Origin of the sequence: Bradyrhizobium sp. CB3481 (assembly GCF_029714305.1) — a bacterium.
GTDB lineage: Bacteria > Pseudomonadota > Alphaproteobacteria > Rhizobiales > Xanthobacteraceae > Bradyrhizobium.
Genome location: NZ_CP121647.1, coordinates 7,706,904 through 7,731,838, shown reverse-complemented (window position 1 = coordinate 7,731,838; position 24,935 = coordinate 7,706,904). Strand labels below are relative to the sequence as shown.

The following is a 24,935-nucleotide window of genomic DNA, read 5'->3' as shown; positions in this document are numbered from 1 at the left end:
CGAAGGCGAGGCCCTCAAGAGATTTCATGGATTACTTAATAACAGGGCGGCCGGCGGGGTCCGTAGAAATACGGACCATCGATCACCGCGCGGTTGGCGGTGAGTCCAGATCACCTGACAGGATTACCTTGCCGACATCCTCATAGTGCGCATCGCGGCCCTGGATCTGCTGCGCGATGCCGTGCATGTCGCGGAAACGGCGCTCGAATTTGTTGGCGTTGAACACGGCGGTGGCGCCGGCCATGCGATAGGCGGTATCGACCACGGCGGCCGATTGATGGATGGTCCAGGTCGCTGCCATGCGCAGCGCGATGCGGTGGGCTTCCGTAATTGCATCGCCGCGCGAGAGGTCGCGCCATACCTCCCCTGCGGTGGCATAGAGATAGGCGCGGGTGGCGCGCCATTGTGCCTCGGTGCGGCCGATCACGCCCTGCACGGCATTGTTGTCGCGCATCGCCTTCAGCGCCTGCGGGGTTTTTGCGCGAGCAAGGTCGATCGCCGCGTCGAGCGTGGCGCGGGCAACGCCGAGCGAGGTCGCCGCAAAGCCCATGCCGAACACCATGTTGGTGGAGAGCTTGTACAGCGGCCCGTCCTCGCGGCGGGCCTCCGGCTCGTCGCGCAGGGCGGCAAATTTCTCCGGTATGAAGAGGTTCTCGACCGAATAGGAATCGGTGCCGGTGCCGCGCAGGCCGATCACGTCCCAGACGTCGTGGAGCGTGGCGCTGGTGATGGGAAACAGGATGGTGCGGATCTCCGGCGTGCCATCCTTCTTGCGCCGCGGCGTGCCGTCGGCCTCGACGACGCGGACATGGGCACCGAGCCAGCTCGCCTGCCGCATGCCGGAGGCAAAATCCCAGCGCGCGCTGGCCATGTAGCCGCCCGGCACTGCCTGCACTTCATGGTTGATCGCACCCCAGGCCAGAATGCCGGGCGCGACGTTGAAGATCTCGTTGGCGGCGTCGGGATCGAGATAGGCCGCGGTCATGGCGCAGACGCTGCACTGGCCAAGGCACCAGGCGGTCGAGGCATCGGCTTTGGCGATCTCTTCCTGCATCTGCATGAAGGTTTCGAGCGGCACCTCGGCGCCGCCAAAGCGCTTCGGCAGCAGCGCGCGATAGAGCCCGTTCTCGATCAGCGCCTCTGTCACCGCCGGCGTCAGCCGCCGCGTCCGCTCGATCTCGTCGGCCTCGCGCATGATCAGGGGGCCGAGCGCGCGGGCGCGCTCCACGAGATCGACGCCCGGATGCTTGTTCATGCTTCCCCGCATTCTCTTGTTCTTGGCTTTTTCTTGGCTTTAGCGGCGATGGTGACGCATCCATCGCCGTCGATCAAGACGGCGGAGACGGCCGGCCGCTTACGCCGCCGCCCGCTCGATATCGAGCGAGCGTTGCGACGGCCGCCTGGCGGAGGGAAAGCTCAGCGCCACCGCAACGGCGGCCAGGCCGATCGCGAACGAGCCGACATAGAGCCAGCGATAGGCGTGGAAGGTGTCGAACACCCATCCGCCGGCGAGCGGGCCGAGCGCCATGCCGAGGCTGGCGAAGGCCGAGACCGCGCCGAACACGCTGCCCATGATGCGCACGCCGAAATATTCGCGCACCAGCACGGCATAGAGCGGCATCACGCCGCCATAGGCGAGGCCGAAGACGACCGACAGCGCGTAGAATTCGCCGAGCTGGCCGACCGCGAGGTAGGTCGCGATCGCCAGCGCCTGCACGAACAGGCCGCCGACCAGAACGTACTTGGCGCCGAAACGGTCGGCGAGCACGCCGAGCACCAGCCGGCCGCCGAGACCGGAGAATCCGGCGAGGCTGTAGACGGTGACGGCGGTGAGCGGCGCGATGCCGCAGACCATCGCGTAGCTCACCAGATGGAAGATCGGCCCCGAATGCGCCGCACAGCAGGCGAAATGGGCCAGCGCCAGCGTGATGAATTGCGGTGTCCGCAAGGCCTGGCCAACGGTCCACTCCCGGTCGGGAATGTCGGCTCCATTGGTTGCGGCGGGCGTTGAGGGCGCGGGCGGCTGCCGCACCAGGAGGGAGGCCGGGATCAACAGTGTCAACGCGACGACGCCGATGATCAGCATCGCCGTGCGCCAATCATAGTTCGCGATCAGCCAGCTTGCGAACGGGGCCACCGTCAGCGGCGAAACGCCCATGCCCGCCGAGACCAGCGCGACCGCGAGGCTGCGCTGGTGTTCGATCCAGGCGCTCGCCGCGGCGACCATCGGCGCGTAAAAACTGCCGGCCGAGATCCCGATCAATCCCCCGAACGCGAGCTGGAACTGCCACAGGCTGGTGGCCTGGCTCGCGCCGATCAGGCCGGCGCCGAGCAGCATCGTGCCCAACAGTACGACGATACGGGTGCCGAACCGGTCGGACAGCGCGCCCCAGAAAAACGCCGCCAGGCCCATCGCAAGAAAGTCGATCGTGGCCGCCGCCGAGATACCGCTGCGCGACCAGCCCATCGCCTCGGAGATCGGCTGCAAAAATACCGCCAGCGACAGCATCGAGCCGAACGCCACGCAGGTCATCAGCGCGCCGACCGCGACCACGACCCAGCCGTAGGAAGATCCGGACGATTGGCTCATGCGTTTCCTCGCGCGTGTGCTGTTGTTTATATGCGCGGGGTGATGGTGGCCTATTCGGCGCCGCCGGGCAAGGCGTAGACGGGAATGCCTCTTACCCGGATCGCGGGTAGCCCGGGGGCATCATTTGTCGGCCGCATAGGCTGCAACTTTCTGCTAAAATAGCCGTATTTCGCGTCGCGATCCCGAAGGGGCAGGCTATGACGCAAACCGGTTTTCTGCTCATTGCCGATATTACCGGCTACACCATGTTCCTCACGCGCTCGGAGCTCGAGCACGCACAGGGAATTCTCGACGCGCTATTCAAGAGCATTTTTGCCGAGATCAAGGCGCCGATCATTCTGTCCAACCTGCAGGGCGACGCGGCGCTGGCCTATCTGCCCGACACGAACCTGCCGCAGCGCCAGTTTCCGCTCGATGCGATCGAGCGCATCTATTGCAGTTTTGCCAATACGCTAGGTGCCATGCGCCTGAATACGTCGTGCACCTGCAATGCATGCCGCAACATGGATCAGCTCGATCTGAAGTTCTTCCTGCATCACGGCACTTATGCCACGCAGGAGATGGCGGGACGCACCGAATTGCAGGGAGCGGAGGTGATCCGTCTGCACCGGCTGATGAAGAATTCGGTGACGGCGGCGACCGGCATCAAGGCCTACGCGCTGGTGACGGAGCAGGCGGCAGCCGCCATCGACCTGCCGGATTTCTTCGCAGCCGCGATCCGTCACGTCGAGAGCCTTGGCGAGCTCGGCGAGACGGTTTGTTACGTTTACGATCTGGCCCCGATCTTTGCGCGATGGCGCACGACGCGCCGCGTTGTGGTGCAGCACGACGAGCCCCTGGCTTTCGAATCGATGGAATGCGACCTGCCGGTGCCGGCGGCGATTGCCTGGGCCTATGTCACCGACATCGAGAAGAAGATCCGCTGGCAGCACGGCATCGACGCCATGACGATGACCGGACTTGCCGGGGGACGGATCGGGCTGGGAGCGACGCAGCATTGCGCCCATGGCAAGGATTCGACGGTGCACGATATCGTCGACTGGCGGCCGTTCGACTACGTCACCTGGCACATCCGGCTCCCGATGGGCGCCATCGTGAGGCAGACGGCGGAACTCACGCCGCTCGAAAACGGCGGTACGCATCTGTCGTTGCGCTGCGCGAAACCGGAAGCAGGCAATCTCATAGCGACGGCGCTGGTGCGGACCATTACGCGGCTTGCGATGGTGAAGAAGCTGGTAAGCGACCAGCGCGCCTCAAAGGCTGCGCTGGAGCGGATGGTGGAGGAAGAGTATGCGGCTCTGCCCGCTCGCCTCAGCTATCCACCTTCAGCGCGGCAATGAACGCTTCCTGCGGGATGTCGACCTTGCCGAACTGCCGCATCTTCTTCTTGCCTTCCTTCTGCTTCTCCAGCAGCTTGCGTTTGCGGGTGATGTCGCCGCCGTAGCACTTCGCTGTGACGTCCTTGCGCAGCGCGCGGACGGTTTCGCGGGCGATCACCTTGCCGCCGATCGCCGCCTGGATCGGGATCTGGAACATGTGCGGCGGGATCAGCTCCTTCATCTTCTCGACCATGGCGCGGCCGCGGCCTTCGGCGCGGGTCCGGTGCACCAGCATCGACAGCGCGTCCACCGGTTCGTTGTTGACGAGGATCTGCATCTTGACGAGATCCGCAACCTTGTAGTCGGTCAGGTGATAGTCGAACGAGGCGTAGCCCTTGGAGACCGACTTCAGCCGGTCGTAAAAATCGAACACGACTTCGTTGAGCGGCAAATCGTATTTCACCATCGCGCGGGAGCCGACGTAAGTGAGCTCCTTCTGTGCGCCGCGGCGGTCCTGGCACAGTTTCAGCACGCTGCCGAGATATTCGTCAGGGGTGAGGATGGTGGCCTCGATCCACGGCTCCTCGATATCGGCGATCTTGACGACATCCGGCATGTCGACCGGATTGTGGATCGAAATCTCCTGGCCGTCGGTCAAGTGCATCTTGTAGATCACGCTCGGCGCCGTCGCGATCAGGTTGAGGTCAAACTCGCGCGACAGCCGCTCCTGGATGATTTCGAGATGCAACAGGCCGAGAAAGCCGCAGCGGAAACCGAAGCCAAGCGCGGCTGACGTTTCCATCTCGTAGGAAAAGCTCGCGTCGTTCAGCCGCAGCTTGCCCATCGCCCCGCGCAGCGTCTCGAAATCGTTGGCATCCGCTGGAAACAGGCCGCAGAACACCACCGGGATCGCCGGCTTGAAACCCGGCAGCATCTCGCTGATCGGCTTCCTGTCGTCGGTGATGGTGTCGCCGACGCGGGTATCTGCAACTTCCTTGATCGCCGCGGTGATGAAGCCGATCTCGCCGGGGCCGAGCTCCTCGACTTGCTCCATCTTCGGCGTGAAGAACCCGACGCGCTCGACATCATAGGCCGCGCCGGTGCCCATCATGCGTATGCGCTGGTTCTTCTTCATCACGCCGTCGACGACACGAATGAGAACGACGACGCCGAGATAGACGTCGTACCAGCTATCGACCAGCAGCGCCTTCAGCGTCGCGTCGCGGTCGCCCTTCGGCGGCGGCAAGCGGGTGACGATGGCTTCCAGCACGTCGGGAACGCCGAGGCCGGTCTTGGCCGAGATCATCACGGCGTCGGAAGCGTCGATGCCGATCACGTCCTCGATCTGCTGCTTGACCTTGTCCGGCTCGGCCGCCGGCAGGTCGACCTTGTTGAGGACAGGCACGATCTCGTGATTGTTGTCGAGCGCCTGGTAGACGTTGGCGAGCGTCTGGGCTTCGACGCCCTGGCTGGCGTCGACCACGAGCAGCGAGCCCTCGCAGGCCGCCAGCGACCGCGAGACTTCGTAGGCGAAGTCGACATGGCCGGGCGTGTCCATCAGGTTGAAGACGTAATCCTTGCCGTCCTTGGCGCGGTAGTTCAGCCGCACTGTCTGCGCCTTGATGGTGATGCCGCGCTCGCGCTCGATATCCATGGAATCGAGCACCTGCTCCTTGCCCGCCATTTCGCGGTCCGACAGCCCGCCTGTCATCTGGATCAGGCGGTCGGCCAGCGTCGATTTGCCATGGTCGATATGGGCGACGATGGAGAAGTTGCGGATGTTGGAAATCGGCGTCGTTGTCATGGGGCGCGGGATAGCATTGGCGTCCCCGTGCGGCAACCATCTTGCTGAATTTCAAGGGGGTTTCTTCACGCCAAGCTGATTCCACTAGGCACAAAAACACGCTACGGAATGGGCCATGTCGACTGCATCCATTTTGCCCACTTCCGCGCGCGGCAAGCGTTCCCTGTCAATCCGGCGGCCGGCGGCGTGGCTGGCCGCGCTGGCCAGCGGCCCCAGGGCTGCCCCGATTCCCGGTCTGTGGCTGGTGACCGGCTTTGCCGTGATTCACGCCGTGCTGTGGACGCTGATCCTGGTCAATCTGAAGACTGGGCAGGACGTCCACATGGACGTCGCGGAAGCCTATGCCTGGGGGCAGAAGTTCCTGCTCGGCTATGGCAAGCACCCGCCGCTGTCAGGATGGGTCGCCGGTGTCTGGTTCATGCTGTTTCCGGTCACCGACTGGGCGAGCTATGCGCTGGCGATGGCGACGGTGAGTTGCGGCCTCGTGATCTGCTGGCTCGTGGCGCTGCGCGTGGTCGATCATCGCCGCGCGTTCTTCGTCGTGGTGATGCTCGCGCTCTACCCGATCTTCAACTTCAAGGGCTTCAAATACAATCCGGACCTGCTGCAGCTCGTGACGCTGCCGCTGATGGTGCTGGCCTATCTCGATGCTTTCGAGAAGCGCAGTGTCAGGTCCGGCGTGTGGCTCGGGCTCGCGGGTGCGCTGGCGCTGATGACCAAATACTGGGCCGTCACGGTGATCGGCGCCATCGGCCTTGCCGCGCTGATCCATCCCGCGCGGCTACAGTTCCTGCGCTCTCCGGCGCCTTGGGTGGCGATCGCGGTGACGGTGGTTGCGATGCTCCCGCACCTGATGTGGCTGAAGCAAGTCGATTTCGTCCCCTTCACTTATGCCGGCGATACCTATTCCCTGACCGACCGCGCGATGATCAACGACCTCGCGCTGGGTTACGTCGGGCATAATCTCGCATTGCTCGCCGCGCCGGTCATATTAGGCGCGATCGCGCTGGTCTGGCGGCCGTTCCGCCTGGCGCCGTTTCCGGCGCTGGCGCGCGGCGGCAATGCCAGCGTGAACGTCTCGCAAGCGATTCACGTCTGGATCATCCAGGCGGTGGTCGCCGTCGGCCCGCCGCTCGGTGCGTTGCTGCTCCATTTTTACATCAAGACCGACTGGGGCATCCCGATGTTCTTCCTGGTGCCGCTCGCGCTGATCGCGATCCCAGCGGTGCGGGTCCGGAAAGTCGCGCTCGCAAACCTGACCGTGAGCTGGCTGGTGATCACGCTCGTGGTGCTGGCGGTCTCGCCGAGGATCGTCGCGTACGAGCTCAGCGAAAAGCGCACGGCCGGCGCCACCTACCGGGCGCGGTCTGAACTTGCCCGCGAACTGACGCAAGTCTGGCGCCTGCGCTTCAATTCACGCTGGCCGGTGGTGGCGGCTTATACCGATACCGGCCAGCCTGTCACCTTCTACAGCCCCGATCATCCGGCGCCGCTGACACCGGACGAGCCGTGGTCGTCCGGCCTGACCTCGCTCGAGGACGCCAAGCGATCGGGCTTCATCGGTATCTGCGAAACCGGCGACTGGAAGCTGGAAAAATGCGAGGCGTGGATGAAGGCCCATGCCGCCAATGCCGAGCGCATCGTGATGACCACGCGGCGGTTCTTTTTGGGCCATCCCGGCCCGGCCACGGCCTGGAACATCTTCATCGTGCCGCCGGCCAGATAGAAGCAGCCACAAGAAAATCAAAGGGAGTGACGCATGGATCTCGACCTCACAGGCAAGACGGCGCTGGTCACCGGCTCGACGCGCGGCATCGGGCTCGCCACGGCGATCGGCCTTGCGCAGATGGGCGCTGATGTCATCGTCAACGGCCGCGAGGCGGCGGCGGTCGGCGAGGCCGTGACGAAAGTTCAGCAGGCGGCGCCCGCGGCCAAGGTGCATCCCGCGGCGTTCGACCTCGGCAACGCCGCAGGCTGCGCCGCGCTGATCGCGCAATTCCCTGACGTCGACATCCTCGTCAACAATCTCGGCATCTACGAGCCGAAGGGCTTTTTCGAAATCGAGGATGCCGACTGGTCGAAAATGTTCGAGGTCAACGTCATGAGCGGGGTGCGGCTGACGCGGCACTATCTGAAGCGGATGCTCGACGACAAGGACTGGGGCCGCGTCGTGTTCGTCTCAAGCGAATCCGGCGTCTTCATTCCGAAGGAGATGGTGCATTACGGTTTTTCGAAATCGGCGCAGCTCGTGATCGCGCGCGGCGCGGCGGAAACCACCAAGGGCACCAACGTGACAGTCAATTCGGTGATGCCCGGCCCGACTTGGGTCGAGATGGCGCCGGTGCGCCTGGCCGCGCGCGCCAAGGCGATGGCAACGAGCGTCGACGATCTGGTCTCGCGCACCTTCAGCGAACGCCGCCCGGCCTCGCTGCTGCAGCGCTACGCCAAGCCGGAAGAGGTCGCCAATCTGATCTGCTACGTCTGCTCAAAAGCCTCCAGCGCCACGAATGGCGCCGCACTGCGCGTTGATGGCGGGATTGTCACGAATCCGTTTTGATGGCGACGGTCCTGTAGGGTGGGCAAAGCGGAGCGTGCCCACCATCTGCTGCAACGGCTCGGATAGATGGTGGGCACGGCGCGAGTGCGCCTTTGCCCACCCTACGGCACCGTCAACCCCGCAGGCTTCACACACCCTCTTCGTTGAACTTATCCGCCACCAGCGCGGCGATTGCATCAACCGCTTGCTGCGCCTCGGGGCCGATGGCGGAGACCGTGACGGTGGTTCCAGGTCCTGCCGCCAGCATCATCAGGCCCATGATCGAGGTGCCGCCGACGGTCTCGCTGCCGCGCGTCACCCAGACCTCGGCGTTGAACTTTTCGACCATCTGCACGAACTTCGCCGACGCCCGCGCATGCAAGCCGCGCTTGTTGATGATCAGGAGTTCCCGCGAGATGGCGCCGGCAGGCACGCCGGACCCGAGTTCCTTTTCGGGCGCGGCGTCGTCGCTCATTTGCCGGCGAGCACGCGGCTGGCGATGGTGACGTATTTGCGCCCGGCCTCCTGCGCCATCGCGATAGCATCGGGAAGTGAGCGCTCTTCGCGCACCTTGGCAAGCTTGACCAGCATGGGGAGATTGATGCCTGCGAGCACTTCCACCTTGGGACGGCTCATGCAGGAAATGGCGAGGTTGGAAGGCGTGCCGCCGAACATGTCCGTGAGGATGGCGACACCATCGCCGCTGTCAACGCGATTCACCGCTTCGATGATATCGCTTCGACACAGATCGGAGTCGTCCTCGGCTCCAATCGTGATGGCTTCAATTTGTTTTTGCGGACCCATGACATGTTCGAGCGCCGCCTTGAACTCGTCGGCAAGGCGCCCATGGGTCACAAGCACTAGACCAATCATCGGAAACTCCTCGCGGGTGCTTTTTGGTGCACCGCACGAACGCGCCACTTTGACCATCCAGAGGCCCCGCGCAAGAGGGCATCTTGGCTATTGTTCCGGAATTTGCCGGTAAGAAGTGAGGCCTGCGCCGGATTAATCGGTGGCGATATTGGGGCTTATATGGTTACCAATCCCCTTCGAACAATCATCCAAAGGTTGGACCGAACCTGTACCGTCGGTTGTTGTCAGGGCCGCTACAATCAACGGGAGGGGGTCATATCCCTCTCCTACCGGGATTCGCGGTATTGTAACACCATTAAGGCTGATGGAGAGCGCTTCTGGCGTGGGCATCCGATCCGCATCGGTCGCCGCGAGGTCCGCAATCAGTCCAACCACGGCCTCGCTGGCGAACGCGCAGCGGCGGATTCCAAGGCCGCGAATTTCGATCAGGCCGGCCAGTTCCGGCACCGGGCGAATCCACAATTGTCCGTCCACTGTGTCGAGATGGACACGGTCATCGCCGACCAAAATGGCCGGGGGAACCTGCCCGGCGCGTCCGGCGAGAATCAGATCGAAGGCGAGGCGCGACTTGCCGGCGCCTGACGGACCGCGGATCAGCACGGCGCGCTCGCCCACCAGGACGGCGGACGCGTGGACGCTCGCGACCTGCGTCATCATAGTGCGGGCAGCCGGACCACGAAGCGCGCACCCGCGACGCTCGGCTTGCCGTCAGCGTCGGCGGGACCATGGCGGTTTTCCGCCCAGATCCGCCCGTTATGCGCTTCGATGATCTGCTTGGAGATCGAGAGCCCTAGGCCTGAGTTCTGGCCGAAGCCCTGATGGGGACGGTCGGTGTAGAAGCGCTCGAAGATGCGCTCCAGCGCATCCTCGCCGATGCCCGGCCCGTCGTCATCGACGACGATTTCGATTTCTCCCCGGGCGCGGCGGCTAATCACGCGGACCTTTCCGCCGGGGGTGGAGAACGACTGCGCATTGGACAAGAGGTTCGAGATCACCTGTCCGAGCCGGGAATCATGGCCCGGCACCGAGAAGGTGTCGGTCGCGCCGCGGCCCTCGAAACGGCATTCGACTGCGACGTCGTGCCCCAGCCTGGTTTCGTTGGCCACCGAGGTCAGGGTCGTCAGCAAGCGGCGCAGATCGACCGGCGCCATATCCTGGCGCTGCAGTTCGGCGTCGAGCCGGCTGGCGTCGGAAATATCCGAGATCAGGCGGTCGAGCCGCTTGACGTCATGCTCGATCACTTCGAGCAGGCGGGCGCGGCTGGTGTCGTTGCGCGCCAGCGGCAGCGTCTCCACCGCCGAGCGCAACGAGGTCAGCGGGTTCTTCAATTCGTGGGCGACGTCGGCGGCGAACATCTCGATCGCCTCGATGCGGCTGTAGAGCGCATTGGTCATGTCGCGCAGCGCGCCGGACAAATGGCCGATTTCGTCGCGGCGGCGGGTGAAATCGGGAATCTCGACGCGGGTCTGGATGCGGCGGCGGACACGCTCGGCGCCGTCGGCGAGCCGCCGCACGGGACCTGCGATTGTGCTCGCCAGCAACAGCGACAGCACTATCATGACGGCGGAAGCGACGCCGCCGACCTTGAGGATGGCGAGGCGCTCGGCCGTCACCATCTGGTCGATGTCGTCGCCCTGGGTCGACAGCATCAGCGCGCCATGCACGGCGCGGAAGCGCTGCACCGGCACCGCGACCGAGACGATCACCTCGCCGCGGTCGTTGACACGTACCACGCTGCTTTTGACGCCGTCGAGCGCCTGCACGATCTCCTGGTAGCCCTTGCCGTTCTCAGGGCCGAGCTCGCGATAAAGCGGCAGGTCGCCGCGATTGAGCCAAGTGCGAATCGAGATGGTGGCACGCTCGACGAAGCCCGGCTTCTCGGTCGATGGCGGCGGCAGCTCGAAGCGCATCACGTCGCCGCGGCCATAGAGACTGCGACTGTCGAGGATCATGCCGCCGTCACCGCCATAGATGCGCGCGCGCGTTTTGGTCGGCGAGATCAGCCGTCGCAGTACCGGCGCGACGCGTTCCGGATTGATCGGAAAATCGAGACCTGAGGATTCATCCGGCGCGCCGTAGCTCTCGCCGGGCTTCAGATCGAGCAGCCGGTCCGGATCGATCGTGATGGTGTTGGTTTCGACGGTGGCCGAGGCGGCGATCGCGCCGGCGATGATTTCCGCCTGCACCAGAAGGCTCTGCGCCCGCGCGTCGATCAGGCCGGCGCGGAACTGCGAGAGGTAGAGAATGCTCGCCACCAGCGCGACGAGGCCGGCCAGGTTGAGCGAGACGATGCGGCGGGTGAGGCTGGAGAAGGAGAGCGCGAAAAAGAATTGGCCGGCCCGGCGCAGCCAGCCGAGCGGTCGCCGCCAGCCCGTCTCGCCCGCATTATCCTCGGCAACGCGATCCCGTTCGAGGAGCTCGGAAGTGTCCTCGTGGGTCAGGGTAAGGTCGGACTGCGTTCGATCTAGCAATGGCTGAGCCGTCGGTTGTGATGCGCCGTTGTAGTTCTACGCTTTTACGCCGAACGGGCGGATGTGTCAGTCGGCACATCCGCCCGGAAAACGCAGATCAGGCTTCCTTGAAGCGATAGCCGACGCCGTACAGCGTCTCGATCATTTCGAAATCGTCGTCGACCACCTTGAACTTCTTACGCAGCCGCTTGATGTGGCTGTCGATGGTGCGGTCGTCGACATAGACCTGATCGTCATAGGCGGCGTCCATCAGCGCATTGCGGCTCTTCACCACGCCGGGGCGCGTGGCCAGCGCCTGCAGGATCAAAAATTCCGTCACCGTCAGCGTCACCGGCTCGTTCTTCCAGGTGCAGGTGTGACGCTCCGGATCCATCCGCAGCAGGCCGCGGTCCAGCGCCCGCGCATCCGGCTCCTTCGGCACGGCGGTCGGATCCTTCGGCTGGCCGCGGCGGAGCACGGCCTTGACGCGCTCGACCAGCAGGCGCTGCGAGAACGGCTTGCGGATGAAATCGTCGGCGCCCATCTTGAGGCCGAACAGTTCGTCGATCTCTTCATCCTTGGAGGTCAGGAAGATCACCGGCAGATCGGATTTCTGCCGCAGCCGGCGCAGCGTTTCCATGCCGTCCATGCGCGGCATCTTGATGTCGAGTATCGCGAGGTCGGGCGGCGAAGTGCGGAAGCCGTCCAGCGCCGAAGCACCGTCCGTGTACGTCATGATGCGATAGCCTTCGGCTTCGAGTGCGATCGACACGGAAGTAAGAATGTTGCGGTCATCATCGACCAGGGCGATTGTGGGCATGAGCCTCTGCTTTCGAATAAGAGTGGCTTAAACGGCGGGCACTTCAGCCAGACGCCGCATAAAAGGGCTTCGTACACGGTCAACGAGCAATGCAAGCTGGGCTGAACTATGACCGAGTTCCGTAAAACGCTCCCGAGGAGACGCGCCGACCCCCATATAGCACCCCCTCAGGCTGAGAAAACCCCTTTTTTGCAATAAGATGGCCGGAAAGAAAGCCATGCAGCCAACCGCAGATTTTGATGCTTCCAAGCTCGCCCGCTCGCTGCTGCGACGAAGTCGGCAGGGCGCGTTGGCCACGCTTATGCCTGAAAGTGGCGACCCTTACTGCTCACTGGTGAACGTAGCGAGCCATGCCGACGCCTCGCCGATTCTGCTGCTTTCGCGCCTGGCGCTGCATACGAAAAACATCCTTGCCGACGCCAGAGTATCGCTGATGCTCGACGAGCGCGCCACTGGCGATCCCTTGGAAGGCGCACGAATCATGCTGGCGGGCCGGGCTGAGGAGGCGACTGACGAGAGTGCAAACATCCTGCGCCGGCGCTACCTCAACGCGCATCCGGCGGCGGAAGCGTTCGTCGATTTCAAGGATTTTTCGTTCTTTCGAATAGCGCCCTCGGGCCTGCATCTGGTTGCCGGATTCGGCCGCATCATCGATCTCAAGCCTGAGCAGTTTTTGACCGAGATCGGCGACGCCGGCGATTTGCTGCAAGCCGAGCAGGGCGCTGTCGAACATATGAATGAGGATCACCGCGACGCGATGAAACTCTACGCGACGAGATTGCTCGGTGCCGAGTCCGCCGATTGGCGCTGCATCGGCTGCGACCCCGGCGGTATGGACATGCAAGCCGGCAGCGCAACGCTCCGGCTGGATTTTCCGGAGCGTGTCACCAGTGCCATCGCGCTACGCAAAATGCTGGTGCGGTTGGCGGGCGAGGCGCGCGCCAAGGGCTGACAAGAGTTAACGCTTGCCGTCAGCGAGCAACTACGCCGTGCTGTCGAATCCATCGCCGATGACAGTGAAGGAGATTCAGTCGCTGCTGTTGGAAAAACGAGCGGTGGCGCTGCGTCATGCCATGCTGGCCGATCTCAACGATACATCCTCGCCGCTTAATGCCTATCCGACATTTTGGGCTCCGTTCGCGCTGATCAGAGAGGAGCAAATGATATGATTGTGCGACGCAACAATTGTCGCTGAGCTAACCCACGACGGATGGTCGCGCAACCAAAAGGGCAAACCAATGCGAAGCGCCGCAGCAAGTGATTGATTCAGATCAATCGCGCCCGCTTGAATAAACCAAATCGGCGGGATCGGCTTGGCAAGCACCGCGTTCATCAGTATTAGGTCGCCGGACCGAAGCCGGAAGGCTATATTCAGGGGTCACCGCGACAGAGCGCGTCAAGCGGTGTGCGCGCGATCTTAAGTAACGCGGGTTCGAGGAGGATTTCTTCGTGCAAGAAACGGGTCTACGGAACGGTGCCTTCGGCGCCGACAAATTCGGCTTAAAGAATCTCAAGACGGTGCATTGGAATCTCGGTGCGCCACAGCTCTATCAATATTCGCTTGCGGCGGGCGAGGCCGTATTGTCGGCCGACGGCGCGCTCTGCGCCGATACCGGTGAGTTCACCGGACGCAGCCCCAAGGACAAGTTCACGGTTCGCGATGCGACCACCGACAAGAACATGTGGTGGGCCGGCAACCAGTCGATCACCTCGGAGCAGTTTTCGGCGCTCTATGCCGACTTCCTCAAACATGCCGAAGGCATGACGCTGTTCGCGCAGGACCTCTATGGCGGCGCCGATCCGAACTTCCAGATCAAGACCCGCGTCTTCACCGAGCTCGCCTGGCACTCGCTGTTCATCCGCACGCTCTTGATCCGCCCCGAAGCTTCGACGCTGAAGGACTTCGTGCCGGAGCTGACCATCATCGACCTGCCGAGTTTCCACGCCGATCCGAAACGTCACGGCGTGCGCTCGGAGAACGTCGTTGCGATCGACTTCGCCCGCAAGATCGTCCTGATCGGCGGGTCTTATTATGCCGGCGAGATGAAGAAGTCGGTCTTCACCACGCTGAACTACTACCTGCCCGCCAAGGGCGTGCTGCCGATGCACTGCTCGGCCAATGTTGGGCCGAAGGGCGACACTGCGATCTTCTTCGGGCTGTCAGGGACCGGCAAGACCACGCTGTCGGCCGATCCGAACCGCACGCTGATCGGCGACGACGAGCACGGCTGGGGCAATGATGGCGTCTTCAATTTCGAAGGCGGCTGCTACGCCAAGTGTATCAAGCTGTCAAAGGAAGCCGAGCCGCAGATCTTCGCTGCCTCGAGCCGCTTCGGCGCGGTGCTCGAGAATTGCGTGCTCGACGAAGACACCCGCGTGGTCGATTTCGACGACGGCTCGAAGACGGAAAACACCCGTTCGGCCTATCCGCTCGATTTTATCCCGAACGCTTCGCGCACCGGCCGCGCCGGCCAGCCGAAGAACGTCGTGATGCTCGCCGCCGACGCCTTCGGTGTGCTGCCGCCGATCGCAAAGCTCTCGCCGGCGCAGGCGATGTATCATTTCCTGTCCGGCTACACCGCCAAGGTCGCCGGCACCGAGCGCGGCCTCGGCAACGAGCCGCAGCCGGAATTCTCCACCTGCTTCGGCTCGCCGTTCCTGCCGCTCGATCCCTCGGTGTACGGCAACATGCTGCGTGAGCTGATCGCCAAGCACAATGTCGACTGCTGGCTGGTCAACACCGGCTGGACCGGCGGCAAGTATGGCGTCGGCAGCCGCATGCCGATCAAGGTGACGCGCGCGCTGCTCACGGCCGCGCTCGACGGCTCGCTCCGCAACGTCGAATTCCGCACCGACAAGTATTTCGGTTTTGCGGTGCCGACCGCGCTGCCGGGCGTGCCGAGCGAGATCCTCAATCCCGTCAACACCTGGAAGGACAAGGCCGAGTTCGACAAGACGGCGCGCGCGCTGGTCGGCATGTTCCAGAAGAACTTTGCCAAGTTCGAAGCCCAGGTCGACGCCGAAGTCCGCGCCGCTGCGCCGGACACCAAGCTCGCGGCGGAGTAGGCTCGCGGCCAAACAAGCGAGCCATTCGAGAACAACGAGGGGCGGCCGAGAGGGCCGCCCTTCTTATTTTAGTCATGCTGCGTTATCGGACCCTCATGGTGAGGAGCGCCACCGGGTCCGCGCGTAGCGCGGCTCGATGACAGGCTCCGCGCATCTCGAACCACGTGGCCCGGGGTCTGTGCCATTCGTCCTTCGAGACGCGCGAAGATGCGCTCCTCAGGGATGAGGGGAAATAGCGAAGCCAGCTCTTTCCCCGTCATTGCGAGCGAAGCGAAGCAATCCACGTCTCGGCGCTTGGGTAGGTGAATTGCTTCGCTGCGCTCGCAATGACGTGGAGGGTCTAAGTCGTCATCAAACAGTATTATGCCGCGCTGCGCGTTCGCGTCTCGACCGACGCAAACATCGTGGCGCGCAGCTCCAGCAGCGCTCGCCGCAGATGCGTTTTCACCGTGTTGGCGGGAATGCCGAGCCGCATCGACAGCTCCTGGCGGCTGCGGTCCCTGAGATAGGCCAGCATGATCAGGCGCCGCTTGCCTTCGGGCAGCCGCGCGAATGCCGCCAGCGCCTTCGGACGCAGCCGCGCCAGATGCATCTCCTCGACCGGGTCGGGATCATCAGAGGCCATCGCAGAGATCTCATCGTCGCAGCCGAACGCCTCGAGCTGCCGTTTGCGCACGGCGTCAATGGCGCGATGCCGGATGATGGTCGCCATCCAGGTCATCGGCGAGGCGATCTTTGGATCGTAGCTGGCGGCATGACGCCAGATCTTCAGGTAGCTCTCCTGCAGCACGTCCTCGGCGAGCGCGCGGTCCCGCAGGATGCGTAAGGCGACGCCGAGCAGCTTGGCGTGGGTCAGGCCATATAGCCTTGCAAAAGCGGATTTGTTGCCTTGGGCGACCTCGGTGATCAATTGCAGAAGAAGCGCTCGGCCGTCCGGCTGTCCGATATTCGCCTGTGGTGTCGCGTTCACCATGGTTTCTCCAGCTCGATGGTCGTTGGTCCCGGCTATCCCTCGCTGGATTGGCCGTATGGCCCCCAATACGGATCGCCCGCGAAAAAAGTTTCGGTGCCGCTACCGGCCGGCCAAAATTTTTGGGTCTTGGCCAAGTGGCCCCGTTTGAAACCCCGGCCCGTTGAACCGTAGCTTCCTGAGCCCTATAGTTCGCGAGGAAACGCCACCCTTGATTGTGTATCCGGCCTATCCCGCTCAGAATGCGACAGATTCCCGAGGACGATTTGGGGCAGCTGCTAAGATCTGTCGCCCAAGGCGACCGGGCGGCTTTCCGCGCGGTGTACGAGCAGGCCGGGCCGACCCTGTTCGGGATTTGCAGCCGCATCCTGCGGGATCGCGCCGCCGCCGAAGACGCCTTCCAGGAGGCGATGCTGCGGATCTGGCAAAAGTCCTATCTCTACGACCCGGCCAAGGGCGCCGCGCTGAACTGGATGGTGACGGTCGCGCGCCGCGTCGTGCTGGATCGGCTGCCGGCGCGGCGGTCTTCGCCGGTAGCCCTGACCGACGAGAGCGTCGCTTCCGCCATCGACGCGCTGTCAAGGCAGTCGCCTGGCGATCCCTCGCTCGCTCCGGACTTGCGAAAGTGCCTGGGCCTCCTGGAACAGAACTACCGGCAGTCGGTCCTTTTGGCCTATTATTACGGGCTGAGCTACGAGGAGCTGGCCGCGCACTCGGCCGTTCCGGTCGGAACCGTCAAGACCTGGATTCACCGTGCTGTTGAAAGCTGCAGCTATGTCTAAGCCAGTGAAGCCCGGGGCCACTGATGCGGCGGAGTATGTGCTCGGGCTGCTCGGCGCGGAGGACGCCCGTGCCTTCGCCCAGCGCCTGAAATCGGACGAGGCGCTGCGGGCGCAGGTCGAATATTGGGAGGGTATGTTTGCCAACGTACCCGCCGGCGAGGCCGAGCCGCCGCCGTCGGGCCTGTTCGAGAAAATTCTCGGCCGGATCGAGAGCGAAGGCGCCGAGCTGCCGGGTACGGTGACAAGGCGCGGCGGCACTGCGAACTGGTTCGAGATCAGCCCGGGCATCAAAGGCCGTCTCCTGCATGTCGACCGCGCGCAGAACCGGCAGCATCTGTTGATCCGGATGGCGCCGGGCGCGTCCTATCGGCCGCACGCGCATGACGCCGACGAGCAGACGCTGGTGATCGAAGGGGATCTCTCGTTCGGCGATCTCGATCTCAAGGCCGGCGACTTCCACGTCGCGACGCCGTCATCCTCGCACCCGCCGGGCCGGACGGTGAATGGCTGCCTCGTGCACGTCATCATGAGTCTGGATCAGCATTAGATCATCGTCCGATCCATCATCTTGAGAGTGTGAAACTAGCTCCGCCCGTCATTGCGAGCGCAGCGAAGCAATCCACGTCTCAGTTCGGGGATAGATGGATTGCTTCGCTTCGCTCGCAATGACGTGGATATAGCGGAGCGCACAATCTCTCCCCTCATTCGTCAAGGCTCGCTGACGCGCCCTCCTTCGGAATATGCGCAATTGCGCTTATTCCCGGGATGACGGGCGGCGTGTGTGCATGTGGTTCGATAAGAATCTAGCCTGAGCCATTCCCCGGCAGCACCGCATTGCTCGGCGTTCGCCGGTCGGTGATTTGCAGGCCGAACAGGCTGCCGATCAGCTCGACGGCGACGCGCGCGGTGCGGCCGCGTTCGTCGAGGAACGGGTTGAGCTCGACGACGTCCACCGAGCGCACCAGGCCGGAATCATGCAGTAGCTCCATGATGAGATGCGCCTCGCGATAGGTCGCGCCGCCCGGCACCGTGGTGCCGACGCCGGGCGCGACCGTGGGATCGAGAAAATCCACATCGAAGGAGACATGCAGCACGCCGTTCCGTGCCCTGACGCGCTCGATCACCTTTCGGATCAGCACGCCGACGCCGAACTCGTCGATGGCGCGCATGTCCGCGATCGCGACGCGCCGCTCGAACACCAGCTTCTTCTCCTCGGGATCAATCGAGCGGATACCGAACAGGTCGAGCTGGTCGGGACCGATCGAGGCGCGCGGCGCGCCGCCGAGCAAATTGTCGAGACCAGGCTCGCCGCACAGGAAGGCGGCCGACATGCCATGCATGTTGCCGGTCTCCGTGGTCTGCGGCGTGTTGTAATCGGCATGGGCGTCGACCCAGAGCACGAACAGCGGCCGGCCCTGCTCCTGCCAGTAGCGCGCCACGCCGTTCACCGACCCCATCGAGAGCGAATGATCGCCCCCCATGAAGATCGGCACCGCGCCGGAGCGCGCCAGCGTGTAGGAGCGTTCGCTGAGCGCGCGGATCCAGCCCTTGATGGTGTCGTAGTATTTGGCGTTCGCTGGCGGCGGGCCCTCGGCGGCAGCGGCGTCAGGCTTGGCCATGTTGCCGTGGTCCTCGACCGCAAAGCCGAGCTGATTGAGGATGCGGCCGATGCCGGCGGTGCGGAGCGCGTCCGGCCCCATCAGGGTGCCGAGCTGCGAGGCGCCGATCTCGATGGGAACGCCGAGCAGGGCGATGCGGGGAGCGTTGGCGTCGGACATGAGCCCACCTTTTGTCAGACCTCATCCTGAGGAGCCGCGCAGCGGCGTCTCGAAGGATGAATGGCACCAGCGGGGCCACATGGTTCGAGACGGCGCTTCGCGCCTCCTCACCGTGAGGGTCTCATGGCCGCAACAGCAGACCCGCTGCTCACGCCTTGAAATAAGCGATTTGCGTCGTGGTTGCGAGCAGGCGCCCCGAGGGTGACCACAATTCTCCGTGCTGATCGCCGTAACTCCTGTGGAAAATTCGGGCGTCGGCCGCTGCGAGAATATTGGTGATGTTCTCGGCCGCGAGTTCCTCCGAGGAAGTATGAAAATAGGTCGTGACGGACACCGTGCCGAACGGCACCAGTTCCCGGCGCGCCAGAAACACCCGGCCGAAAAACGCATCCGACATCGACATCAGCGACAGCATGTCGATCTTTCGCGGCACGTGATCGCCGATCCACTGCTTTGAATAGGCATCGAGCGGTGATGCCGCGGGCGAGCCATAAAAGCTCGGCTCGCCCTCGACAAAGCGGAAATCATACTGGTGCGTCCAGGTCATCGGTGTGTTCGGAAACCGGCGCGCCTGTTCAAATGGCGTGGCGGCTGGAAACGTCGCCTGCTGGTGCGACCAGGATGGCCGGCGCTCGGCAAACACGGCCGTCGCCAGCGTCGCGACCTCACCGCCGCCCTGCGTCATCTCCACGGCCCAGTGCTGGCTCGAGCGGTTGACCTTGACCAGGCGCACATCGAGATCGAACGCACCTTCCGCGACCGGTGCGCAGAAATTCACGGTCATCGCCAGCGGATCGCCCGCCCGCTGTGGATGCTCCATCAGCGCGCGCAGCATGGTCGCAGCGGTGCAGCCGCCGAACGGGCCGACAAAGGCCCAATAGTCGGGACTGGTCTTGCCTTGCCAGCAGCTATCGCCGGGTGTGACTTTTGTCGCGTCATCGAAGAGGTGCGGGGACTTTGTCAGCATGAATTCTTTCAATTGGGAGGCGCGATCTGTCTATTCCGTCATTGCGAGCGAAGCGAAGCAATCCATCTTTCCCCGAGTCGAGCCATGGATTGCTTCGCTGCGCTCGCAATGACGTTGAGGCAGTATCGCGACTATTTTGCCGAATTCCAATGACGCCTGAGGTAAATGGCTTTCCGCGTCCCGAAAATTACCGCGTCGCCTCGCGAGCGCTTGTCTCCGCTACCTGTGCGGCGGCGCGCACCGGCACGTGCCAGATCTCCTCGGCATATTCGCGGATGGTGCGGTCGGAGGAGAACCACGGCATCCGCGCGACGTTGAGGATCGAGGCGCGGGTCCAGGCCGGCACCACCTGCCAGCGCGCATCGATGCCGCGCTGGGCCTCGTAATAGGAATCGAAATCGGCCGAGACCATGTAGTGGTCGAGATAGCGCAGCGCGTGGCCGATCGAGGCGAACCGGGCAGGGTCGTCGGGCGAGAACGCGCCGCTCTCGATCGCGGTGATGGCGCGCGCCAGCCGCGGCGAGCGGCTGATGACGTCGGTCGCATCCAGCCCCTGCTTGCGCCGGATCATGACGTCGCCGGCCTCCATGCCGAAGATCGCGATGTTCTCCGCGCCGACCTGGTCGCGGATTTCGATATTGGCGCCGTCGAGCGTGCCGATGGTGAGCGCGCCGTTGAGCGCCAGCTTCATGTTGCCGGTGCCGGAGGCTTCCATGCCGGCGGTCGAAATCTGCTCGGAGAGGTCGGCCGCAGGGATGATCACTTCGGCCAGGCTGACATTGTAGTCGGCGAGGAAGACCACCTTCAGCCTTCCGGCGACGTCGGGGTCGTTGTTGACGATCTCGGCGACGTCGTTGATCAGCTTGATGATCAGCTTGGCGTAGCGGTAGCTCGCCGCCGCCTTGCCGGCGAAGATTTTTACGCGCGGCACCCAGTCACATTGCGGTTCGTCCTTGATCGCCTGATACAGCGCGACCGTCTCGACGATGTTGAGCAATTGCCGCTTGTATTCGTGGATGCGCTTGATCTGGATGTCGAACAGCGCCGACGGATCGACCTTGATGCCGAGCCGCTCATTGATCAGCCGCGCCAGCGCCAGCTTGTTGTGATGCTTGACCTCGCGGAAACGCTGCTGGAACGCATTGTCGCTGGCGCGCGCCTCGAGGCGCTCGAACAGCGAGAAGTCGTCGAGCACGGCATCGCCGCAGGTCTCGCGCATCAGGCCGGTGAGCTTTGGATTGGCCAGCATCAGCCAGCGGCGGAAGGTGATGCCATTGGTCTTGTTGGTGATGCGGCCGGGATAGAGATGGTTGAGATCGCTGAACACGGTCTCCTTCATCAGGTCGGAATGCATCGCCGAGACGCCGTTGATGCGGTGCGAGCCGACGAACGCCAATTGTCCCATCCGCACCCGCCGCCCGGATTTCTCGTCGATCAGCGAGACCGAGGCGCGGTATTCGATGTCGCCGGGGACGCGCTGCTCGGCCAGCGCCAGATGCGCGGCATTGATGCGGTAGATAATCTCGAGATGGCGCGGCAACAGCCGCTCGAACAGTTCAACCGGCCAGGTCTCCAGCGCTTCCGGCAGCAGCGTATGATTGGTGTAGGACAGCGTCGCCACCGTGATCTTCCACGCCTCGTCCCAGCGGAAGTTATGCAGGTCGACCAGGATGCGCATCAGCTCGGTGACGGCGAGGCTCGGATGGGTGTCGTTGAGTTGCACCGCGGCCTTCGAGGCGAGGCTGCGCAGTTGCCCGTCGGAGGCAAGTTGACGCTTGACGAGATCCTGCAGCGAGGCCGAGACGAAGAAATATTCCTGGCGCAGCCGCAGCTCGCGGCCCGCCGGGCTCTCGTCATTGGGATAGAGGAATTTGCAGATCGATTCCGCGCGCGCTTCTTCGGCGACCGCGCCAAGGTAGTCGCCGGTATTGAAGACGTCGAGCCGCAATGGATCGGGCGCGCGCGCCGACCATAGCCTGAGCGCGTTGACGTGCTGGCCGCGCCAGCCGACGATCGGCGTGTCGTAGGCCACCGCCTGCACGGTCTCCCCCGGACGCCAGGTCGCGCGGTCGCGCCCGTGGTCGTCGACATGGTCGACATGACCGCCGAAATGAACGTGATAGACCACCTCCGCCCGCAGGAATTCCCAGGGGTTGCCGAAGCTCAGCCATTCGTCCGGATATTCCTGCTGCCAGCCCTGCGCGATGATCTGGCGGAACAGGCCGAAATCGTAGCGGATGCCGTAGCCGATCGCCGGGATCGCCAGCGTTGCCATGCTTTCCATGAAGCACGCCGCGAGCCGCCCGAGGCCGCCATTGCCGAGCGCCGCGTCCGGCTCGCATTTGCGCAAGTCGTCGAGGCCGACGCCGAGGTCGCCCAGCGCCGCCTCGAACAGCGGCAGCAATCCCATATTGTTCAGCGCATCCGTAAACAGGCGGCCGATCAGGAATTCGAGCGAGAGGTAATAGACACGCTTGCTGCCGGCGTCGTAGCTCTCCTTCTCGGCGGTCAGCCAGCGGTGCACGATACGGTCGCGCAGCGCCAGCGCCGCGGCCTTGTACCAGTCCCGCCTGGTCGCCATGCCGGCGTCCTTGCCGATCGCCAGCCGGAGCTTGGCAAGGATCGCGCCCTTGATCTCGGCCAGCGCCAGCTCGTCGATCGGCTGGCCGGAGGCCGGATAGTTCCCGGGAAATTGTTCCTGCAACACGTCGATCCCTGCGGTTGAGACTCAACAAACGAAGATACGCGCCTTAGCGCCCGATCGAAACCAGCCGGAAGTATGTGGTGCACCGCGCTGGTATGATTTTATGCAAGGACCGGGCCGATTTCGCGGCACGGCGCGACCGGTTTTGGTGCTACAATTCGATTTAAACCGGAACTTGGCCGGCGGTGGCCGGTTCGCGTGAGGTAGACATTCTCGAACAAGCGGGAGGCCTGTGATGAGATTGATGATCGAGATCGCTGCCGCTGCGCTGTTGGTGGTCTGCATCAGTGCGACCAGTGCAGCCTTTGCCGCAGGCAAGGCCAACAGGAGCGCCGATGGCCTGAGCTGCTCCTTCAGCGTCCCGCAAGGCGCCTCGCCCGCCGCGCGCTGCGCCGCGATCAAGCGGCAATGCGGCGGGAAGTTCTATGCCAATTATTGCGGCGACAAGCTGTTGTCGGCGATGTGAGCCAATATCCGTCGTCCCGGCGCCTCATCGGGGCTGCGATTGGTCACCCTCGACGAGGTTTATTCCTTCGTCGCTCAGCGCCTCCATGATTGCTTCGATGTCTTCGGGCTGGGTTGTCGCCGACGGCAACAGCGCATTGAGCTGATCGAATGTGATGACGCCCGTCGGGCGGCCAAGCTGAAGCGCCATTCGGATCATGTCTTCCTGTCTCATTTTCGGTCCTCCAAATTCGGTCTCATGGGCCAGAGTCTCGGCCTCATTTTTTAGTCCTCGGAACAAATTAAGAACACTTTAGCAAGTACTTGATATATCATTATGATTCGGCGCGTCGCCGACACCATATCTAGGGCCCATCCGAGTTTGCGAGGACTACATGTCCACCATCGCCTTCGATCAGTTCGCTCTCACCCGCATCGCCGATTTCGCGCGCTCGCTGTCGCGCCTGCACCAGGCCTCGCGCCGGCAGATCGTCGACGACGATGCGATCGACCGCGAATTCAACGCCGTCTGCATGTCGGTGTGGGGCTACACCACGGACGATTTCAGCGACGAGCTGTTCTCGGTGGAGGACCACGCCTTTCTCGACAGCCTGGATGAGGCGCAGGCGCGCATCTTCGCCGCCGAGCAGGGCTACGACCTCGTCGACGATCAGGGCATGCTGACGGACTGGTGGGGCTATTGCTGGATGATCCTGGCCGAGAAGCGCGGCTTGCTGACGGCTGAAAACCGCGCAGCGGCACGCGCGGCGATCGAGGAAAAATATCTGTCGGCGCCGAACGTGATCGGGGTGATCGTCGGGCGGTGAGTTAGGCGAGGCGAGGTCTGGTAGCTCGGCCCCAGGCTACTTTGCATGGGGTTGTTTTCGCAGTTTTGCGTTTGGACCCTGCTTATCGCACGTCCGCCCGCTTCGCTGGTTTTGGCGGAGCCGTCTTCGGGATCGAGGCGGTCGGCAGGTCGTCGTCGCGTCGCGCTTCGGGCAGCGGCGCGGTGCCGGCGACCATCTCGGCGCTAACAGGCGCGACCTTCATCTCGCCGAGCCGGGCGCGAACGTCGGCCGTGAGGCCGGGATAGGAGGCCACAGGCGTGAACTCGGCGCTCTGGTCGGTGCCGAGGCGAACGCCAGTATAGGCCACTAGGCCGTCGGTGGTGGCGATGACGTCGCCGGAGCGCAGCGAGCTATCGAGCGCGAGATCGACCGGCGCAAGGCCTGACGGGCTTCGGCCGTTGCAGGTGCAATCGGCGCGCAGTGCCTTGCGGTAGGCGTAGGCGTTCTCGCTGTCGGCGTAGCGTTCGCCATTGCTCGCGGCCGCGCTGTCGATGCTGCTGCCGTAAAACACCTTGGTGACGCTCGCCGGGCAGAACGCCTGGCACATCTGGACCGGCGAGGCATTGCCGCGCATGGTCAGCGGAAAATACTTGCCGTCGCAGCTGCGCACGCAGAAGGCAGGTCCGGAGCCGGCGACGCGCGGCGCCGGCGCGGGATGGGACGGCTGACTATTGCCGAACGGATCGGCGAAGAAATTGCCCTGCGCCGGGGCTTGCCGCGTCTGTTGCTTCTGCAGGCCGCCGAACAGAAAATCGAACAGGCCCTCAGCGGACACGCTGCCGGGCGTCAGCGTGATCGCGCCTGCAACGAATGCGGCGGCCACAAACCTCGCGCGGCGCCGCCCGCGCGAAAAAGCCAACTCGGTACGCAACGCCAACTCCACCCAACGCAATCAACGCGCTGAAGCGACAGGCTTCAGTCGGGAGTAACCTTAACGGCGGATGGTAAAGGAGTGGTATTCGGGAATAATACGGGAAAAAGGAA

At 63.7% G+C, this 24,935-nt stretch carries 24 protein-coding genes; 10 read left to right on the top strand and 14 right to left on the bottom strand.

Features of this window, described 5'->3' with window-relative positions; translation table 11 throughout:
- Positions 1-82: 82 nt before the first annotated feature.
- A complete protein-coding gene (locus QA643_RS37205) occupies positions 83-1,255 on the bottom strand; it encodes an acyl-CoA dehydrogenase family protein (protein ID WP_283030702.1) in 1,173 nt (390 codons plus the stop codon).
- Between the two features lie 99 nt (positions 1,256-1,354).
- Positions 1,355-2,590 carry an MFS transporter gene (locus tag QA643_RS37200; RefSeq protein WP_283030701.1) on the bottom strand — a complete coding sequence of 412 codons (1,236 nt, stop codon included), beginning with the start codon at positions 2,588-2,590 and terminating at the stop codon, positions 1,355-1,357.
- 197 nt (positions 2,591-2,787) lie between these two features.
- On the opposite strand from QA643_RS37200, the gene QA643_RS37195 reads away from it, so the two are divergent.
- Positions 2,788-3,930, top strand: a complete 1,143-nt coding sequence (locus QA643_RS37195) for a DUF2652 domain-containing protein (RefSeq protein WP_283030700.1) — start codon at positions 2,788-2,790, stop codon at positions 3,928-3,930.
- On the opposite strand, the gene lepA is transcribed toward QA643_RS37195, so the two are convergent.
- The gene (gene lepA, locus QA643_RS37190) at positions 3,902-5,713 is read right to left on the bottom strand and encodes a translation elongation factor 4 (protein WP_283030698.1); all 1,812 of its coding nucleotides are present in this window, start codon (positions 5,711-5,713) and stop codon (positions 3,902-3,904) included. The genes QA643_RS37195 and lepA overlap by 29 nt on opposite strands.
- A 115-nt stretch (positions 5,714-5,828) precedes the next feature.
- Here lepA and QA643_RS37185 point away from each other — a divergent pair, with 115 nt between their 5' ends.
- Together QA643_RS37185 and QA643_RS37180 are read left to right on the top strand one after the other, a co-directional pair.
- Complete coding sequence (locus tag QA643_RS37185) at positions 5,829-7,439, top strand: glycosyltransferase family 39 protein (RefSeq protein WP_283030696.1); 1,611 nt, start codon at positions 5,829-5,831, stop codon at positions 7,437-7,439.
- Positions 7,440-7,472: 33 nt separating this feature from the next.
- A complete protein-coding gene (locus tag QA643_RS37180) occupies positions 7,473-8,270 on the top strand; it encodes an SDR family oxidoreductase (protein ID WP_283030695.1) in 798 nt (265 codons plus the stop codon).
- A gap of 127 nt (positions 8,271-8,397) precedes the next feature.
- Here QA643_RS37180 and QA643_RS37175 read toward each other — a convergent pair whose 3' ends face one another.
- From QA643_RS37175 to QA643_RS37155, 5 genes are all read right to left on the bottom strand, one after another.
- Entirely contained in the window at positions 8,398-8,724 is a 327-nt protein-coding gene (locus QA643_RS37175) for an HPr family phosphocarrier protein (RefSeq protein ID WP_283030694.1), read from the bottom strand.
- Entirely contained in the window at positions 8,721-9,122 is a 402-nt protein-coding gene (locus QA643_RS37170) for a PTS sugar transporter subunit IIA (RefSeq protein WP_024339151.1), read from the bottom strand. Before QA643_RS37170 ends, QA643_RS37175 begins: the two co-directional genes overlap by 4 nt.
- 132 nt (positions 9,123-9,254) lie before the next feature.
- The gene (locus QA643_RS37165; protein ID WP_283030693.1) at positions 9,255-9,779 is read right to left on the bottom strand and encodes an HPr kinase/phosphatase C-terminal domain-containing protein; all 525 of its coding nucleotides are present in this window, start codon (positions 9,777-9,779) and stop codon (positions 9,255-9,257) included.
- Positions 9,776-11,593, bottom strand: a complete 1,818-nt coding sequence (locus QA643_RS37160; RefSeq protein WP_283030692.1) for a sensor histidine kinase — start codon at positions 11,591-11,593, stop codon at positions 9,776-9,778. Before QA643_RS37160 ends, QA643_RS37165 begins: the two co-directional genes overlap by 4 nt.
- Positions 11,594-11,690: 97 nt before the next feature.
- Positions 11,691-12,392, bottom strand: a complete 702-nt coding sequence (locus QA643_RS37155; protein WP_027541437.1) for a response regulator transcription factor — start codon at positions 12,390-12,392, stop codon at positions 11,691-11,693.
- Between the two features lie 217 nt (positions 12,393-12,609).
- Here QA643_RS37155 and QA643_RS37150 point away from each other — a divergent pair, with 217 nt between their 5' ends.
- From QA643_RS37150 to QA643_RS37140, 3 genes are all read left to right on the top strand, one after another.
- A complete protein-coding gene (locus tag QA643_RS37150) occupies positions 12,610-13,344 on the top strand; it encodes a DUF2470 domain-containing protein (protein ID WP_283030683.1) in 735 nt (244 codons plus the stop codon).
- 13 nt (positions 13,345-13,357) lie between these two features.
- Positions 13,358-13,561 (top strand): hypothetical protein, encoded by a 204-nt coding sequence (locus QA643_RS37145; protein WP_283030681.1) that lies wholly within the window; start codon positions 13,358-13,360, stop codon positions 13,559-13,561.
- 280 nt (positions 13,562-13,841) lie between these two features.
- On the top strand, positions 13,842-15,458 hold the full coding sequence (locus QA643_RS37140) for a phosphoenolpyruvate carboxykinase (protein WP_283030680.1): 1,617 nt from the start codon (positions 13,842-13,844) through the stop codon (positions 15,456-15,458).
- 361 nt (positions 15,459-15,819) lie between these two features.
- On the opposite strand, the gene QA643_RS37135 is transcribed toward QA643_RS37140, so the two are convergent.
- Entirely contained in the window at positions 15,820-16,431 is a 612-nt protein-coding gene (locus QA643_RS37135) for a sigma-70 family RNA polymerase sigma factor (protein WP_283030679.1), read from the bottom strand.
- A gap of 263 nt (positions 16,432-16,694) precedes the next feature.
- On the opposite strand from QA643_RS37135, the gene QA643_RS37130 reads away from it, so the two are divergent.
- Positions 16,695-17,210 (top strand): sigma-70 family RNA polymerase sigma factor, encoded by a 516-nt coding sequence (locus QA643_RS37130; RefSeq protein ID WP_283030678.1) that lies wholly within the window; start codon positions 16,695-16,697, stop codon positions 17,208-17,210.
- On the top strand, positions 17,203-17,757 hold the full coding sequence (locus QA643_RS37125) for a cupin domain-containing protein (RefSeq protein WP_283030677.1): 555 nt from the start codon (positions 17,203-17,205) through the stop codon (positions 17,755-17,757). Before QA643_RS37130 ends, QA643_RS37125 begins: the two co-directional genes overlap by 8 nt.
- A 256-nt stretch (positions 17,758-18,013) precedes the next feature.
- Here QA643_RS37125 and rocF read toward each other — a convergent pair whose 3' ends face one another.
- From rocF to QA643_RS37110, 3 genes are all read right to left on the bottom strand, one after another.
- Complete coding sequence (gene rocF / locus QA643_RS37120; RefSeq protein WP_283030676.1) at positions 18,014-18,988, bottom strand: arginase; 975 nt, start codon at positions 18,986-18,988, stop codon at positions 18,014-18,016.
- Positions 18,989-19,136: 148 nt separating this feature from the next.
- The gene (locus QA643_RS37115) at positions 19,137-19,955 is read right to left on the bottom strand and encodes a thioesterase family protein (RefSeq protein WP_283030675.1); all 819 of its coding nucleotides are present in this window, start codon (positions 19,953-19,955) and stop codon (positions 19,137-19,139) included.
- Between the two features lie 187 nt (positions 19,956-20,142).
- Entirely contained in the window at positions 20,143-22,659 is a 2,517-nt protein-coding gene (locus QA643_RS37110) for a glycogen/starch/alpha-glucan phosphorylase (RefSeq protein ID WP_283030673.1), read from the bottom strand.
- A gap of 235 nt (positions 22,660-22,894) precedes the next feature.
- Between QA643_RS37110 and QA643_RS37105 the strand changes: the two genes are divergently transcribed.
- Positions 22,895-23,125 carry a hypothetical protein gene (locus tag QA643_RS37105; protein ID WP_283030671.1) on the top strand — a complete coding sequence of 77 codons (231 nt, stop codon included), beginning with the start codon at positions 22,895-22,897 and terminating at the stop codon, positions 23,123-23,125.
- Positions 23,126-23,149: 24 nt separating this feature from the next.
- Here QA643_RS37105 and QA643_RS37100 read toward each other — a convergent pair whose 3' ends face one another.
- Complete coding sequence (locus QA643_RS37100; RefSeq protein WP_283030669.1) at positions 23,150-23,338, bottom strand: RNA polymerase sigma factor region1.1 domain-containing protein; 189 nt, start codon at positions 23,336-23,338, stop codon at positions 23,150-23,152.
- Positions 23,339-23,498: 160 nt separating this feature from the next.
- On the opposite strand from QA643_RS37100, the gene QA643_RS37095 reads away from it, so the two are divergent.
- The gene (locus QA643_RS37095) at positions 23,499-23,930 is read left to right on the top strand and encodes a hypothetical protein (RefSeq protein WP_283030667.1); all 432 of its coding nucleotides are present in this window, start codon (positions 23,499-23,501) and stop codon (positions 23,928-23,930) included.
- Positions 23,931-24,012: 82 nt separating this feature from the next.
- Here QA643_RS37095 and QA643_RS37090 read toward each other — a convergent pair whose 3' ends face one another.
- Entirely contained in the window at positions 24,013-24,774 is a 762-nt protein-coding gene (locus QA643_RS37090) for a DUF2865 domain-containing protein (RefSeq protein WP_283030666.1), read from the bottom strand.
- Between the last annotated feature and the right edge of the window lie 161 nt (positions 24,775-24,935).

Excerpts from the sequence above, each read along its gene's own strand:
- QA643_RS37185 (WP_283030696.1), top strand. The coding sequence starts at position 5,829 with ATGTCGACTGCATCCATTTTGCCCACTTCCGCGCGCGGCAAGCGTTCC.
- QA643_RS37135 (WP_283030679.1), bottom strand. The coding sequence starts at position 16,431 with ATGGTGAACGCGACACCACAGGCGAATATCGGACAGCCGGACGGCCGA.
- QA643_RS37100 (WP_283030669.1), bottom strand. The coding sequence starts at position 23,338 with ATGAGACAGGAAGACATGATCCGAATGGCGCTTCAGCTTGGCCGCCCG.
- QA643_RS37150 (WP_283030683.1), top strand. The coding sequence starts at position 12,610 with ATGCAGCCAACCGCAGATTTTGATGCTTCCAAGCTCGCCCGCTCGCTG.
- lepA (WP_283030698.1), bottom strand. The coding sequence starts at position 5,713 with ATGACAACGACGCCGATTTCCAACATCCGCAACTTCTCCATCGTCGCC.
- QA643_RS37115 (WP_283030675.1), bottom strand. The coding sequence starts at position 19,955 with ATGCTGACAAAGTCCCCGCACCTCTTCGATGACGCGACAAAAGTCACA.
- rocF (WP_283030676.1), bottom strand. The coding sequence starts at position 18,988 with ATGTCCGACGCCAACGCTCCCCGCATCGCCCTGCTCGGCGTTCCCATC.
- QA643_RS37125 (WP_283030677.1), top strand. The coding sequence starts at position 17,203 with ATGTCTAAGCCAGTGAAGCCCGGGGCCACTGATGCGGCGGAGTATGTG.
- QA643_RS37095 (WP_283030667.1), top strand. The coding sequence starts at position 23,499 with ATGTCCACCATCGCCTTCGATCAGTTCGCTCTCACCCGCATCGCCGAT.
- QA643_RS37180 (WP_283030695.1), top strand. The coding sequence starts at position 7,473 with ATGGATCTCGACCTCACAGGCAAGACGGCGCTGGTCACCGGCTCGACG.
- QA643_RS37195 (WP_283030700.1), top strand. The coding sequence starts at position 2,788 with ATGACGCAAACCGGTTTTCTGCTCATTGCCGATATTACCGGCTACACC.
- QA643_RS37170 (WP_024339151.1), bottom strand. The coding sequence starts at position 9,122 with ATGATTGGTCTAGTGCTTGTGACCCATGGGCGCCTTGCCGACGAGTTC.
- QA643_RS37175 (WP_283030694.1), bottom strand. The coding sequence starts at position 8,724 with ATGAGCGACGACGCCGCGCCCGAAAAGGAACTCGGGTCCGGCGTGCCT.
- QA643_RS37105 (WP_283030671.1), top strand. The coding sequence starts at position 22,895 with ATGAGATTGATGATCGAGATCGCTGCCGCTGCGCTGTTGGTGGTCTGC.
- QA643_RS37205 (WP_283030702.1), bottom strand. The coding sequence starts at position 1,255 with ATGAACAAGCATCCGGGCGTCGATCTCGTGGAGCGCGCCCGCGCGCTC.
- QA643_RS37155 (WP_027541437.1), bottom strand. The coding sequence starts at position 12,392 with ATGCCCACAATCGCCCTGGTCGATGATGACCGCAACATTCTTACTTCC.
- QA643_RS37200 (WP_283030701.1), bottom strand. The coding sequence starts at position 2,590 with ATGAGCCAATCGTCCGGATCTTCCTACGGCTGGGTCGTGGTCGCGGTC.
- QA643_RS37165 (WP_283030693.1), bottom strand. The coding sequence starts at position 9,779 with ATGATGACGCAGGTCGCGAGCGTCCACGCGTCCGCCGTCCTGGTGGGC.